Below are 13,910 nucleotides of genomic sequence, written 5' to 3' on the forward strand. Positions count from 1 at the left end.
TATATTTAGATTTTATGCATAAACTGCGAAGCAGACTTAGCCATTAACCGCTTGGTACCCTTGGCTGTAAAAGCGATCTCGAGTAGCTGATCGCCGCCCATGGGCTTGACCGAAGTAATCATACCCTCGCCGAATGCCTTGTGCATCACACGATCACCGCATGCAAAGGTAGGAACAGACGAAGTGGTCATGGAAGACTGCAAAGCAGAAGCCGAACGATAGGATTGATTGACCGTAGAGCGCGGGCGATATGCTTTTTTCTGCGCTTGTTCCGCTTCAGCCTGACGCGCACGTTCGGTCAGGTTGGAGTCCAGCAACTCTGCGGGAATTTCCTGCAAGAAGCGGGACGGACGCGCGTATCTGGTTTGACCGTACATCAGCCGGCGTTCTGCACAGGTCAGGTACAGCTGCTGCTTGGCACGTGTGATTGCCACGTAGCACAGTCGGCGCTCTTCTTCCAGATCTTCGTCACTCTCGTCTGCGCGGAAACTCGGGAATAGTCCATCTTCCATGCCGCACAGAAAAACGGTCGGGAATTCCAGACCCTTGGCCGAATGCATGGTCATCATCAGAACGGTATCGTCCTCTTCTTCGTCCTGGTCAGCATCGGTATACAGTGCCATTTCTTCCAGAAATCCTGCAAGAGAAGGATCTTCGGCCTTGTTCTCGTATTCTACGATGTTGGACTTTAATTCCATAATGTTTTCCAGGCGCGAGCGGGATTCCATATCATTTTTGTTTTCCAACGCCTCTTGATAACCAGACAGATCAAGCATTGCGTCGTACAGTTCGGACAGTGATGCAGTCTGCTGCATGTCGCGCAGCTCCTGCATCATGTCACCAAATCGCTTCATTGCAGCTGCACCGCGGCCAAGTTCGCTGTATGCATCTGCATGGCTTACGATGTCGTAAAGCATGGTGTTGTGCTGTGCTGCGAGTTCCTCGGCAATCTCAACCGATCGAGCACCAATCTTTCGTGCCGGAACATTGATGATGCGCTTGAGGCGCAGGGTGTCAGACGGGTTTTCAATCACCCATAAGTACGCGAACATATCGCGAATTTCCGCACGACTGAAGAAGTCGCGGCCCTTGTAAATGCGGTACGGGATGGAGTTGCGGCGGAATGCCGACTCTACCGCGTTGGAAAGGACGTTGTTGCGGTACAGAATGGCAAAATCGCTCCACTTACAACCCTTTGCAACGCCTTCCAGAATGCGTGCTGCGATGTACTGTGCTTCGCTTTCCTGTGTATCCGAACGATGCAGTTTAATTTTGCTGCCGCCTTCCTGCTTGGTCCAGAGTTCCTTGCCTTTTCGGTTGACATTGTTGCGAATCAGACCGTTTGCCGCATCCAGAATGGTATTGGTCGAGCGATAATTCTGCTCCAAGCGGATGGTGCGGGCATTTTTGAACTGCTTCTCAAATTCCAGAATATTGGTAATGGTCGCACCGCGGAACTTGTAAATAGACTGGTCATCATCACCTACAACACAGATGTTTTGATAACCGCCTGCAAGCAGCGAGGTTAAAACATACTGTGCATGGTTGGTGTCCTGATACTCGTCAACTAGGACGTAACGGAATTTGCGCTGATAGTGTTCCAGAATATCTGGATTGTCCTGGAGCAGCTGAACCGTTTTCATAATGATATCATCAAAATCCAGTGCGTTATTCTCGCGCATTTCCTTTTCGTACAGGGTGTACAGATCGGCAATACGACCCATGTAAAATTCGCTGCGCTGCTCGAGTGCAAAGGTACGCGGTGTGATGAGATTGTCCTTGGCGCGGCTGATTTCGCCCATGACCTTGCGTGCATCAAAGATTTTCTCATCCAGTTTTAACCGGCGGATCAAATCAGTGATAACACGTTTTTTGTCATCTTCATCATAGATGGTAAAGGTACGGTTGTAGCCCAGACGTTCAATATCACGGCGCAGAATACGAAGACAGCAAGTGTGGAATGTATAAGCCCAGATCGCGGATGCATCTGCCTCGCCGACTGCACGGGTTAAGCGATCTTGCAGCTCGCGAGCGGCCTTGTTTGTGAATGTAATAGCAACGACTTCCCAAGGCTTTGCCGGAGAAACTGCACAGAGTTCCATCGCACGTGCTTGGTTTTCCGGCTTGGGATCGGCCGTGTAGTCGGCTAAAAATGCGAGATCTTCCATCGTAGCGCCCGGCGTTGCATAGGGACTATCGTAGCCATGTCCAAAACGCAGGATATTGATAATACGATGAATGAGCACCGTAGTCTTGCCGCTTCCAGCGCCAGCCAGTACCAGCAGAGGCCCTTCGGTCTGAAAGACTGCTTCTCGCTGGCGGTCGTTCATGCGCGAAAATACCTGCTCAATGACAGCTTTGCGCACGGATGCGAATTTTATGTCAAATTTTGTTGGTTTCATGGGAATATCCTCTCTTATGGTTCTGATCATACATCATTATACCATGTAAGGCGCGGTGTGTAAAAGAATTTCACAAGAGAAAAGAACCTGCAAGAAAAGCAGGTTCTTTTGATGGAGGTTATGAAATAAGTTCTTGACGTAAAAGATCGACCGCTTTATGCTCCAAGCGTGAGATTTGCACTTGGGAGACGCCCAAAACGCGAGCGGTTTGCTGTTGGGTCATTTCTCGACCATAGCGCATGGCGATGACCTGCGCCAGACGGCTCGGAAGTTTGGAAATGGCCTGTTGAAGTGAAATGCGCGTGGTGATATCCTCTTCGGGGCTGCCGGAGGATAAGGTGTCTAAAAGACAGAAGTCTGATTCGCCCGCAGGACACTCCAGAGATTGTACCGGCTGAGCAGACTGGAGTGCAGCGGCGGTTTCCTCGATGGATAATCCGACATGTGCGGCAAGTTCTGAGACTGTAATCGAACGACCGGATTTACGCTCTAAATCTTCCTGTGCTTGCCGCAGACGAAAGGACTGTTCCTGTAAGGTTCGACTGACCTTGACTGGTCCATCATCGCGCAGATATCGTCTGATCTCACCTGCGATTTTGGGAACAGCATATGTAGAAAATTGCGTGCCATATTGAGGATCAAACCCACGAGCGGCCTTTAGTAAGCCGATGCAGCCAAGCTGATACAGGTCGTCGGTTTCCACACCGCGTCCTTGATAGCGGTGTACAATGCTCCACACAAGACCGCTGTGTTCCTTGAGCACATTCGCCTCGCGATCAGTCATTGGCACCTGTCCCGCGACCGGTGATTTTGCGCAGCATGGTGACGGTGGTACCGCGTCCCACAGACGACCGGATTTTGAGCTTGTCCGAAAAACTTTCCATGATGGTAAAGCCCATTCCCGAACGCTCGCTGTTTCCGGTTGTGAAGAGTGGTTGACGTGCCTGGTCGATGTTGGGAATGCCGCAGCCATGATCTTTGACCTTGATCTCGATAAAATTTCCCTCAAGCAAGCGCGCACTGACCAGAATTTCACCGACTTGATCGCGGTAGCCATGTACGATGGCATTGGTGACGGCTTCGCTGACGACGGTTTTGATATCGTTGAGTTCTTCCAGTGTCGGATCAAGCTGAGCGACAAATGCGGCGACCGTCATACGCGCAAACGCTTCATTCACCGAGCGGCTGTCGAAGCGCACGGACATTCGATTTAAGATCTGCATACTGCACCCTCCCCTGCTTGATCGATGAACTGAATTTTGCGCTCCAGATGAGCGGCGTGAAAAACACGCATGGCCTGCGGAGGGGTGTGTCGAATGATCAGCGTGCGGCCGCTATGTTCCAGTGAGCGGTATAGATTGACCGCCACAGCAAGTCCGGAGCTGTCCATAAAAGTGAGTCGGCTGAGATCTAAAATGATCGATTCTTCTGGATACAAAGTAACGATACGATCGAGAGCATCAATGACTGTGCGTGCGCTGTGTTGATCGAGCTCGTCCACTAAGTAAACGACTAAATTGGTTCCTTCCCGTTCGTGTATAATCTGCATAAACTTTCACTCCAATGTCGTAATGAGTTGCTGTCGATGGCAGTGAATAGTATAGCAGATTAGAGAGAAATATTTTGCCCCTTTCTGTCAGCGCGCAGAATTTCTTCTGCCTCACCAACCAAATAGAGAGAACCACAAATCAGGATGAGATCATCTGGTGCAGCCTGTGCTTTTGCTTGTGTTATGGCCTCTGCGCAATCTTGACAAATCACCGTATCCTTACAAATAGGATGCATCAGTGCTGCCAACTCGTTTGCATCCATAGTGCGCTCGTTCTGCAACGGTGTAACATAGCATTTTTGCGCTGGAAAGTTAATTTCCTTTACAGCATCGTGGATTGATTTATCTTTGCACATGCCGATGACCAGGTGGATAGAGCCTGTAATGTTAAATGACTTTACAGAAGATGAAAGTTTTCGAATTCCATCTGGATTGTGGCCACCGTCTAATAATATATAGGGATTCGTTGCGCATACTTGCATTCTGCCGGGAATGTATGCAGAGAACAAACCGTCAGAGATCGCTTGATCGGAAATATGCCAACCTCTTGTTTTTAGCTGCTGTAAAGTGGTTAACACTGTCGACGCATTGGAGACTTGGTAGAGTCCGGGTAAGGAAATTTGATAGGTTCTTCCCTGCCAAATAAATTTAGAACCTGATAGATCAGCGGATATAATCTCTGCATCGGGAGCGATGATGAGATCGGGTGCACATGCTTTTAATTGCTCATATACTGCATCAGCTTGTCCGTTCGATGTGATGTGAATGCTGCCCGGCTTGTAAATTCCGGCTTTTGTTCGGGCAATTTCCTCAACAGTATTTCCCAGTACTGCAGTGTGGTCGAGAGAAATTGAGGTGATAATGGCGGCTTCTGGCGGTGCAATAATATTCGTTGCGTCGTATGAACCTCCAAGCCCGGTCTCCAGCACAACAATATCACAGTTTTGTTCCAGAAAGTACAGAAAGGCGATTGCAGTTACAAATTCGAACTCACCGATGTGCTCGTTTTCAGGAAGCGTCAGGGCGTTTGCAGCAGCCTGCACCTGCTCGAATAAACGACTCAAATCGGAGTCGGAAATCATAGTGCCATTGACACGAATGCGCTCGTGGAAGGTCACAAGGTAAGGCGAAGTGTATAGGCCGGTACGATAGCCTGCATGCTGTAATACCGATGCCAACATGGTAGCGGTACTGCCCTTTCCGTTGGTGCCGGCAATATGGATGAATTTCAACCGATCTTGCGGATTGCCCAGCGCATCACATAATGCCCGGATGCGGTGCAGTCCGGGCTTGCCGGAAAAGCGTCCAAGTGCATGGATGCTTTCAACGGGAGAAAGTTGATTCAAGAGAATCCCTCCTTTTTGATAAAAAGAAAGAGCTCAATATGAGCCCTTTCTTGTCATGTTTACTTGAGTGCTGCCAGGCTTGCATCCAGCTTAGCCATCAGCTCTTCGAGCTTTGCAACCTTTTCGCGCTCCTGCTCTACGACAGCAGCCGGAGCCTTTGCGACAAAGCCAGGGTTGTTCAGCTTCTTGTTGACAAAGTCAAGATCCTTCTGAACCTTAGCCTTTTCCTTGTTCAGGCGCTCGCGCTCCTTCTCAAAGTCGATCAGTTCACCCATCGGCATGTATGCGGTTGCACCCTTGGTGACAACCGATACCATGGAGTCAGCATTCTCGGGCATTGCATCTGCGAAGATGACTTCGGATGCGTATGCCAGCTTGCTGAAGAACAGGATACCAGCCTCGTAAGCAGCACGCTCGTCGGTCAGTAGAATGACCTGTGCACGCTTGGAGGGCGGAACGTTCATCTCTGCACGGCGGGCACGGATAGCGCGGATGGTATCCATCATGGTCTCAACCTGCTCAGCCTCAGCAGCGAAGCACAGCTCGGTCTGATACTCAGGCCACTTGGAAACCATGATCGACGGGCCCTCGTGCGGCAGAGCCTGCCAAATGCTCTCGGTGATGAAGGGCATGAAGGGATGCAGCAGCTGCATGGTGCCACGCAGAACATAGCACAGAACCTTCTGGGCACGCTCGTTTGCTGCAACGTCGTCGTGATTCTGCAGACGCGGCTTTACGATCTCGATATACCAATCGCAGAAGTTGTCCCAGATAAAGTCGTACAGCTTCTGAACGGCGATACCCAGCTCATACTTATCGATATTCTCGGTAACTGCCTTGACCAGTTCGTTGTACTTGTGCAGAATCCACTTGTCTTCCAGTGCCAGATCAGCGGGAAGCTCTGCATTGTCAATGGTCAGGTTCATCTGGATAAAGCGGGATGCATTCCAGATCTTATTTGCAAAGTTACGGCTTGCCTCAACCTTTTCGGTGGAGAAACGCATGTCGTTTCCGGGCGAGTTGCCGGTAACCAGAGTAAAGCGCAGTGCGTCAGCGCCGTACTGCTCGATGATTTCCAGCGGGTCAATACCGTTGCCGAGCGACTTGGACATCTTGCGGCCCTGTGCGTCGCGTACCAGACCATGGATATAGACGGTCTTGAACGGCTCCTCGTGCATCTGCTCCATACCAGAGAAGATCATACGAGCAACCCAGAAGAAGATGATGTCATAGCCGGTGACCAGAACCGAAGTCGGATAGAAGTAATCCAGCTCGCGGGTCTTTTCCGGCCAGCCGAGGGTCGAGAACGGCCACAGTGCAGAGGAGAACCAGGTGTCCAGAACGTCCTCTTCCTGATGAATGTGCGTACCGCCGCACTTCGGGCAAACGGTGACGTCTTCCTTAGCAACGGTCATCTCGCCGCAGTCCTCGCAGTAGTAAGCCGGGATGCGGTGACCCCACCACAGCTGACGGGAAATGCACCAGTCGTGAACATTTTCCATCCAACGCAGGTAGGTGTTTGCAAAACGACCGGGAACGAACTTGACGCGGCCGTCATGGACAACGTCCATAGCGGGCTTTGCCAGCGGAGCCATCTTAACGAACCACTGTGCAGAGGTCATCGGCTCAACGGTGGTGCCGCAGCGATAGCAGGTGCCAACGTTGTGCTCGTGGTCCTCGGTCTTGACGAGGTAACCGCCCTCTTCCAGATCACGCAGAACAGCCTTGCGGCACTCGTAGCGATCCAGACCCTGATACTTGCCGCCGTTTTCGTTGACCGTTGCGTCCTCGTTGAAGACCAGAATCTGCTCGAGGTTGTGACGCTGACCCATCTCGAAGTCGTTCGGGTCATGGCACGGGGTGGTCTTAACACAGCCGGTACCAAATTCCATATCGACATAATCGTCAGCGAAGATCGGAATTTCACGGTTCATGATCGGCAGAATGCAGGTTTTGCCGACCAGATGCTTGTAACGCTCGTCGTTGGGGTTGACTGCAACACCGGTATCGCCCATGAAGGTCTCAGGACGGGTGGTTGCAACAACGAGGTACTCGTCGGAATCCTTGATCGGATACTTGATGTGCCACAGCTTGCCGGGCTGGGTTTCGTACTCAACCTCAGCGTCAGACAGTGCGGTTGCACAGTGCGGGCACCAGTTGATGATGCGGCTGCCCTTGTAGATCAGACCCTTTTCGTACAGGTTTACAAAGACTTCCTTAACAGCCTTGGAACAGCCCTCGTCCATGGTGAAGCGCTCACGGCGCCAGTCACACGAAGAACCGAGCTTCTTGAGCTGAGAAATGATGCGGTTGCCATACTGGTGCTTCCAGTCCCAAACGCGCTTGAGGAACTCTTCACGGCCCAGATCGTAACGGGTCTTGCCCTCGTTGACACGCAGGTTTTCTTCAACCTTGATCTGAGTTGCGATACCTGCATGGTCGGTACCGGGCATCCAGAGTGCGGAATAGCCCTGCATGCGCTTGGTACGGATCAGGATATCCTGAAGGGTCTCATCGAATGCATGACCCATGTGCAGCTGACCGGTAACGTTCGGGGGCGGGATGACGATGGTAAAGGGCTTCTTGTTCTCGTCTACCTCTGCGTTGAAGAATCCGGAATCGTTCCAGAACTGATACAGTTTATCTTCTACGGCAGAGGGATCGTATGTCTTGGGAAGTTCGTTCGCCATTTAGATCTCTCCTTTTATGATATTAAGATTTGATATTTTTGCGATTTCATGCCTCTGATGATCAATCAGAGAAATAAAAAACGGTTTTCGTCCTCAATAGGACGAAAACCGTAGATTTCCGTGGTACCACCTAAATTCGCAGCAGTTCTGCGCACTTTTCGCCGATAACGGGACGTCCCGGGAATATTTACTGAATTTCAATATTCCAGCTCCAAAGCGACCTTCCCTCTTCCCTGCCTGCAAACCTTGCACCAGATGGTTCGCTCTCTAAAAGACAGGCTGTAAGAGGTACTCCTCTTTTTCACTGCATTTGCGATATTCACGAAAAGAAATGGAGGTACCACCCAGAATCGAACTGGGGATCAGGGAGTTGCAGTCCCACGCCTTACCGCTTGGCTATGGTACCAAATCAGTTCTTGTCTATTATATCGGCTTTGCCGGAATTTGTCAATCAAAAAGTTTTCCAGCCTATGCAGGCTGGAAAACAATTAGCTTTTGCGTGTAAAGTCCAGAAAACGAGTGCCCTGAAAGGACAGCGTGCCGCGATCTCCTTCGGCTAACATGCCATAGTCTGAGCCGCGTAGAGAAAACTCCATTCGATCACCGCTGTCAAACTCAAAAGTTGCGTAATAACTAGTCGACGTATGCATGTGATTGTCGTGATGATGGTGATGTGTTTCGGTTCGCTTGGCCACGACTCTTGCAGTCACCGATAAGCGCGGAGACTGGTTGTTCGTATGCCATTGCGCGATTCCTCGCACCAACTGTACAATAAAAAGAATTAAAATAATACCGAAAAAGATCGGAAATAATGAAAATACCAGATTAAACCCAAACAAACCGATGACACGCCTCCTTTTTCTGTGTAGGTGCTATTGATATAGCTACATTATAATAGATATTATGACACTGTGCAACAAAAAGAACGAAGAATCGTCAAGTGATTTTATCATTCGGGGCTTGAAAAGTCAGAAAAGCTGTGATATAGTGATAAAGTATTCTTTATATATTGATAATTGCGATGAGCAGGAAAAGTAACCTGATCGGATCTTTCTCAGAGAGCGGCAGTCACCGGCTGAAAGCTGCCGTGTCAGAAGTTTGGGTGAAGTTCCCCTGTGAGCTGAGGCGCTGAAGATATGAAGTAGGTGTCTCCGTATTCTTCCCACGTTACGGGAAAACGAGCGCGCAGACAGATTGTTCTGCGAAGCTAGGTGGTACCACGGAGTTATGCGGCCTTCGTCCTAGATTTACTGGGACGAAGGCTTTTTTGTTCCAATTAAATAGATGCCGCAGAATATTTTCTCACAAGCAGAAACGTATTATAAAATATTGCAAGGAGTGTTCCACTATGAAAGAACAGCTCGAAGCCATCCTCGCAGAAGCGAAGGAAGCGCTGAGCAGCGTGAAAACCGCCCGTGAGCTGGGCGACGTACGCGTAAAGTATCTGGGCAAAAAGGGTGCGCTGACCGCCATCCGTAAGGGTCTGAAGGATGTCGCACCGGAAGATCGTCCGGCAATGGGCCAGCTCATCAACGATGTCGTTGCACAGCTGGAGCAGGCGCTGACCGCACGCGGTGAAGAGATTGAGCGCATTGCGCTGGAAGAGAAGCTGGCAAGCGAGACGCTGGACGTTACGATGCCCGGCAAGCCCATCGCACTGGGCAAGAAGCACCCGCTGAATGTCGTTCTGGACGAGTTTAAGGAAATTTTCCTGGGTCTGGGCTTTTCGATCGCAGAAGGTCCTGAGGTAGAGCTCGATCATTACAACTTTGAAGCACTGAACATTCCGAAGGATCATCCGGCACGCGATACGCAGGATACCTTCTATATTTCGGATAATGTGGTACTTCGTACCCAGACTTCTCCGATGCAGGTACGCACCATGGAGAAGAAGAAGCCGCCGATCCGTATTATTGCGCCTGGCCGCGTATACCGTTCGGATGCAGTTGACGCAACCCACTCTCCCCTGTTCCATCAGATCGAGGGCCTGGTTGTCGATAAGGACATCCGCATGAGCGACCTGAAGGGCATTCTGGAGCTGTTTGCAAAGAAGCTGTACGGTGACGATACGGTTGTACGTTTCCGTCCGCACCACTTCCCCTTCACCGAGCCGTCTGCTGAGATGGACATTCAGTGCTATCAGTGCCACGGCGAAGGCTGCCGCCTGTGTAAGGGCGAAGGTTGGATCGAGATTCTGGGCTGCGGTATGGTACATCCTCACGTACTTGAAGTATGCGGAATCGACCCCAATGAGTATTCCGGTTACGCGTTCGGTATTGGTCTGGAGCGTATGGTCATGGGCCGTTTCAAGATTGACGATATCCGTCTGTTCTATGAGAACGATGTCCGTTTCCTGCACCAGTTCTAATTAGATTGTGTACCGATTATTATCCATATTGGGAGGAACAAGAAAATGAAACTGCCGCTTTCATGGCTGAAAGATTATACGAATATTGATGGCATTTCGCTTAAGGAATATGCCGCAGCGCTGACGATGTCCGGTTCGAAGGTTGAGGGCATTGAAAATCTGGGCGCTGAAATTGATAATGTTGTGACCGGTGAGATTCTGTCGGTTGAAAAGCATCCGGACTCCGATCATCTGGTAATTTGCCAGCTGAACGTAGGTCAGGAAGAGCCGGTTCAGATCGTTACCGGTGCACCGAACATCACCCCTGAGACCGTTGGCTGCATCTGCCCGGTTGCGCTGCATAAGTCTACCCTGCCCGGCGGCGTCAAGATCACCAAGGGCAAGCTGCGCGGTGTGGTATCCAACGGTATGATGTGCTCGTTCCAGGAACTTGGCATCGACCACGGCTGCGTACCGTACGCATGCGAGAATGGCATTCTGCTTCTGCCCGAAGGCACTCCGGTAGGCGCAGACATCAAGGATGTACTGGGTCTGAACGAAGATGTCGTTGAGTTCGAAATTACTTCCAACCGTCCGGACTGCCTGTCTATGATTGGTCTGGCACGTGAGACCGCAGCGACTTTCGACCGTCCGTTTGCTGTTCGTGAGCCGGTTGTTAAGGGCTGCGGCGACGATATCAAGAATTATATCTCGGTTGAGGTGAAGGAGCCTGAGCTGTGCCCGCGCTATACGGCAAAGGTTGTCAAGAACATCAAGATTGAGCCCTCTCCGGCTTGGCTGCGTGAGCGTCTGAATGCTGCTGGTGTTCGCCCGATCAACAATATTGTCGATATCACTAACTATGTCATGCTCGAGTATGGCCAGCCCATGCACGCATTTGACTATGCTTGCCTGTCTGACGGTAAGATTGTTGTTCGTCGTCCGGTTGAGGGCGAGGCAATTCAGACGCTGGATGGCCAGGATCGTGCCATTACCAATGAGATGCTGGCGATTTGCGATGGCTCCAAGCCGGTAGCAGTTGCTGGTGTTATGGGTGGCGCAAACTCCGAAATCACCGACTCGACTAAGACCGTTGTCTTCGAGTCTGCATGCTTCCATGGTGCAACCGTTCGTATCACGGCGAAGGCACTGGGCATGCGCACCGAGGCTTCCGGCCGCTTTGAGAAGGGGCTGGACCCCAGCCTGACCATGCCTGCTCTGCTGCGTGCTTGTGAGCTGGTTGAGGAGCTGGGTGCCGGTGAAGTAATCGATGGTGTCATCGATGTATATCCAGGCAAGCAGCCTGCAAAGACCCTGCCCTTCGAGCCGGAAAAGATCAATGCACTGCTGGGTATCGACCTGACTCCCGAGCAGCAGATTGCATACCTGGAGCGCCTTGAGTTCCGCGTTGAAGATGGCGTAATCATCGTTCCGGATTTCCGTGTAGATATTGCGCGTATGTGCGATGTTGCTGAGGAAGTTGCACGCATGTACGGCTATGATAACATTCCGACCACGCTGTATGCTGGTGAGATGGTACAGGGCGAGTATACGCCCAAGCAGCAGCTGGAGCGTGACGCTTCTGCCGTATGCCGCATGGCTGGATTTGACGAGGCAATGAGCCATTCGTTCATCAGCCCCAAGTTCTATGATGCAATCAATCTGCCCGCAGATGATGTACGTCGCATTTCGACCACGATTCTGAACCCGCTGGGTGAAGATTTCTCGGTTATGCGTACCACCGTCCTGCCGTCCATGCTGGATAATCTGGCACACAACCATGCACATCGCAATCCGACCGCTTCCCTGTTCGAGATGGGTACGATTTATACCCCGAGCATCAAGGACGGAAAGGCTGACCCGGAAGTTCTGCCGCACGAGGAAAAGATTTTGACGCTGGGAACCTATGGTCAGATGGATTTCTTCCAGTTCAAGGGCGTCATTGAAGCAATCTGCCGTGAGCTGAACGTTAAGGATGTCTCCTTTGTTCCGGAGAAGACCAACCCGTCTTATCATCCGGGCCGCTGCGCAAAGGTATATGCTGGTGAGGCGTATGTCGGCGTATTTGGTGCAGTACATCCGCTGGTTTCCAAGAAGTATGGCATTGGCGGTGAGGTACTGGCTGCTGAGCTTGCAATCGACGCACTGTTTGCTGCATCGGATAACACCAAGCTGTATCAGCCGCTGCCCAAGTTCCCGGCTTCTACCCGTGATATCGCCGTTCTGTGCGACGATGAGATTCCGGTTGCGTCTCTGGAAAAGGCAATTCGCAATGCTGCAGGCAGCCTGCTCGAGAATGTATCGCTGTTTGACGTTTACAAGGGCGATCAGATTCCGGCTGGCAAGAAGAGTGTCGCTTATTCGATGAGCCTGCGCGCAGCAGACCGTACGCTGACCGACGAAGAGTGCGATGCAGCCATGAAGAAGGCCATTGTAGCCCTTGAGACGGAATTCGGTGCAGTACTTCGCGGATAAAAGACTTTACTTTTTCGACGAAATGTATTATTCTATAAGCAGAGCTTTTCACGATTGAAAGGAGGCAGCCAAAATGCTCGATGGAACCAGAAAATTTAGCCTCGTAGATGATAAGAACGCCGAAATGAAGCGGGTTCTGACTACGGTTTACGATGCCCTGAAGGAAAAGGGTTATAATCCGATCAACCAGATCGTCGGCTATCTTCTTTCCGAGGATCCTACCTACATCACCAATCACAACAATGCACGCAGCTTGATTCGTAAGATCGATCGTGATGAGTTGATGCAGGAGCTTGTTGCACATTATCTGCATAGCTAAGGTAGTAAGACCAATGAAGGCCTTCCCGTTTTGGGAAGGCCTTTTTGTTTCCTTATACCCATGTGTGAAATGACAGTTTTTGATTAAACGACCAAAATATTTGAAAAAAATTTATCATACTTGGTGAATTTAACAACGAAAAGCAACAAAAATTGTCAACTATTCCTCTATATTTTTTAGATATGCAGTGATATCATGTTGGGTATAAAAGGTAATACCTATTACGTCTTATCAATTTGGGAGGGTACAATATGACTCACGAGGATCACATCAAGTACTTAAAGCGCTGCATTGAGGTTTCCAAGGAAGCACGTGCAGCCGGAAATACGCCGTTTGGCGCTTTGCTGGTTGGTCCGGATGGAGAAATCCTGATGGAGCAGCAGAACATTGAGATTACCACCAAGAAGTGCACCGGACATGCGGAATGCACGCTGGCAGACCGTGCGTCTCAGGAATACAGCAAGGATTTCCTGTGGAAGTGCACGCTGTACTCCACCGCAGAGCCGTGTGCAATGTGTACGGGTGCTATTTACTGGGCAAACATCGGCTGCATTGTATATGGCATGACCGAGCGCCGTCTGTTGGAGCTGACCGGCAGCAATGAACAGAATCCGACGTTTGATCTGCCGTGCCGTGAGGTTCTGGCACGCGGACAGAAGCAGATTCAGGTATTTGGCCCCTTCCCTGAGGTGGAAGAAGAGGCTGCAGCAGTCCATGAGGGTTTTTGGGATTGATCATTCAATTCTCAGGATAAGGATATTTAAGATTTGAAAGAAGGAGTG

Annotated in this window: 11 protein-coding genes, 1 tRNA gene and 2 other annotated features; of the genes, 4 read left to right on the forward strand and 8 right to left on the reverse strand. The window is 50.7% G+C overall.

Features of this window, described 5'->3' with window-relative positions; translation table 11 throughout:
* Positions 1-5: 5 nt before the first annotated feature.
* The 8 genes from B5D52_RS05945 to B5D52_RS05980 all read right to left on the reverse strand — a co-directional run bounded on the left by B5D52_RS05945 (position 6) and on the right by B5D52_RS05980 (position 8,826).
* The gene (locus B5D52_RS05945; RefSeq protein ID WP_016146697.1) at positions 6-2,402 is read right to left on the reverse strand and encodes an ATP-dependent helicase; all 2,397 of its coding nucleotides are present in this window, start codon (positions 2,400-2,402) and stop codon (positions 6-8) included.
* A 118-nt stretch (positions 2,403-2,520) separates the two neighbouring features.
* Positions 2,521-3,186 (reverse strand): sigma-70 family RNA polymerase sigma factor, encoded by a 666-nt coding sequence (locus B5D52_RS05950; protein WP_016146698.1) that lies wholly within the window; start codon positions 3,184-3,186, stop codon positions 2,521-2,523.
* Complete coding sequence (gene spoIIAB, locus B5D52_RS05955) at positions 3,179-3,625, reverse strand: anti-sigma F factor (protein WP_016146699.1); 447 nt, start codon at positions 3,623-3,625, stop codon at positions 3,179-3,181. Before spoIIAB ends, B5D52_RS05950 begins: the two co-directional genes overlap by 8 nt.
* Positions 3,613-3,951: an STAS domain-containing protein gene (locus tag B5D52_RS05960; protein ID WP_016146700.1), complete on the reverse strand. Its 339-nt coding sequence runs from the start codon at positions 3,949-3,951 to the stop codon at positions 3,613-3,615. The genes spoIIAB and B5D52_RS05960 overlap by 13 nt, the downstream gene beginning before the upstream one ends.
* Before the next feature lie 59 nt (positions 3,952-4,010).
* The gene (locus tag B5D52_RS05965) at positions 4,011-5,297 is read right to left on the reverse strand and encodes a bifunctional folylpolyglutamate synthase/dihydrofolate synthase (protein WP_016146701.1); all 1,287 of its coding nucleotides are present in this window, start codon (positions 5,295-5,297) and stop codon (positions 4,011-4,013) included.
* 59 nt (positions 5,298-5,356) lie between these two features.
* The gene (locus B5D52_RS05970; RefSeq protein WP_016146702.1) at positions 5,357-7,987 is read right to left on the reverse strand and encodes a valine--tRNA ligase; all 2,631 of its coding nucleotides are present in this window, start codon (positions 7,985-7,987) and stop codon (positions 5,357-5,359) included.
* Positions 7,988-8,081: 94 nt separating this feature from the next.
* Positions 8,082-8,301, reverse strand: a binding site (T-box leader).
* Positions 8,302-8,319: 18 nt separating this feature from the next.
* Positions 8,320-8,393: transfer RNA gene (locus tag B5D52_RS05975), tRNA-Cys, on the reverse strand.
* A gap of 82 nt (positions 8,394-8,475) precedes the next feature.
* On the reverse strand, positions 8,476-8,826 hold the full coding sequence (locus B5D52_RS05980; protein ID WP_016146703.1) for a DUF2500 domain-containing protein: 351 nt from the start codon (positions 8,824-8,826) through the stop codon (positions 8,476-8,478).
* A 173-nt stretch (positions 8,827-8,999) separates the two neighbouring features.
* Positions 9,000-9,234 (forward strand) — a binding site (T-box leader).
* Positions 9,235-9,335: 101 nt separating this feature from the next.
* Between B5D52_RS05980 and pheS the strand changes: the two genes are divergently transcribed.
* From pheS to B5D52_RS06000, 4 genes are all read left to right on the forward strand, one after another.
* The gene (pheS, locus tag B5D52_RS05985) at positions 9,336-10,355 is read left to right on the forward strand and encodes a phenylalanine--tRNA ligase subunit alpha (protein WP_016146704.1); all 1,020 of its coding nucleotides are present in this window, start codon (positions 9,336-9,338) and stop codon (positions 10,353-10,355) included.
* Between the two features lie 45 nt (positions 10,356-10,400).
* The gene (pheT, locus tag B5D52_RS05990; RefSeq protein WP_016146705.1) at positions 10,401-12,809 is read left to right on the forward strand and encodes a phenylalanine--tRNA ligase subunit beta; all 2,409 of its coding nucleotides are present in this window, start codon (positions 10,401-10,403) and stop codon (positions 12,807-12,809) included.
* Positions 12,810-12,882: 73 nt separating this feature from the next.
* The gene (locus tag B5D52_RS05995) at positions 12,883-13,128 is read left to right on the forward strand and encodes an IreB family regulatory phosphoprotein (protein ID WP_016146706.1); all 246 of its coding nucleotides are present in this window, start codon (positions 12,883-12,885) and stop codon (positions 13,126-13,128) included.
* Between the two features lie 251 nt (positions 13,129-13,379).
* Positions 13,380-13,862 (forward strand): nucleoside deaminase, encoded by a 483-nt coding sequence (locus B5D52_RS06000; protein WP_016146707.1) that lies wholly within the window; start codon positions 13,380-13,382, stop codon positions 13,860-13,862.
* Positions 13,863-13,910: the final 48 nt, after the last annotated feature.

Source organism: Butyricicoccus pullicaecorum DSM 23266 (genome assembly GCF_900167005.1).
In the GTDB taxonomy this organism is placed as follows: Bacteria; Bacillota; Clostridia; order Oscillospirales; family Butyricicoccaceae; genus Butyricicoccus; species Butyricicoccus pullicaecorum.

Coding starts and splice junctions, on each gene's coding strand:
- B5D52_RS05945 (WP_016146697.1), bottom strand. CDS start 2,402: ATGAAACCAACAAAATTTGACATAAAATTCGCATCCGTGCGCAAAGCT.
- B5D52_RS05950 (WP_016146698.1), bottom strand. CDS start 3,186: ATGACTGATCGCGAGGCGAATGTGCTCAAGGAACACAGCGGTCTTGTG.
- spoIIAB (WP_016146699.1), bottom strand. CDS start 3,625: ATGCAGATCTTAAATCGAATGTCCGTGCGCTTCGACAGCCGCTCGGTG.
- B5D52_RS05960 (WP_016146700.1), bottom strand. CDS start 3,951: ATGCAGATTATACACGAACGGGAAGGAACCAATTTAGTCGTTTACTTA.
- B5D52_RS05970 (WP_016146702.1), bottom strand. CDS start 7,987: ATGGCGAACGAACTTCCCAAGACATACGATCCCTCTGCCGTAGAAGAT.
- pheS (WP_016146704.1), top strand. CDS start 9,336: ATGAAAGAACAGCTCGAAGCCATCCTCGCAGAAGCGAAGGAAGCGCTG.
- pheT (WP_016146705.1), top strand. CDS start 10,401: ATGAAACTGCCGCTTTCATGGCTGAAAGATTATACGAATATTGATGGC.
- B5D52_RS05995 (WP_016146706.1), top strand. CDS start 12,883: ATGCTCGATGGAACCAGAAAATTTAGCCTCGTAGATGATAAGAACGCC.
- B5D52_RS06000 (WP_016146707.1), top strand. CDS start 13,380: ATGACTCACGAGGATCACATCAAGTACTTAAAGCGCTGCATTGAGGTT.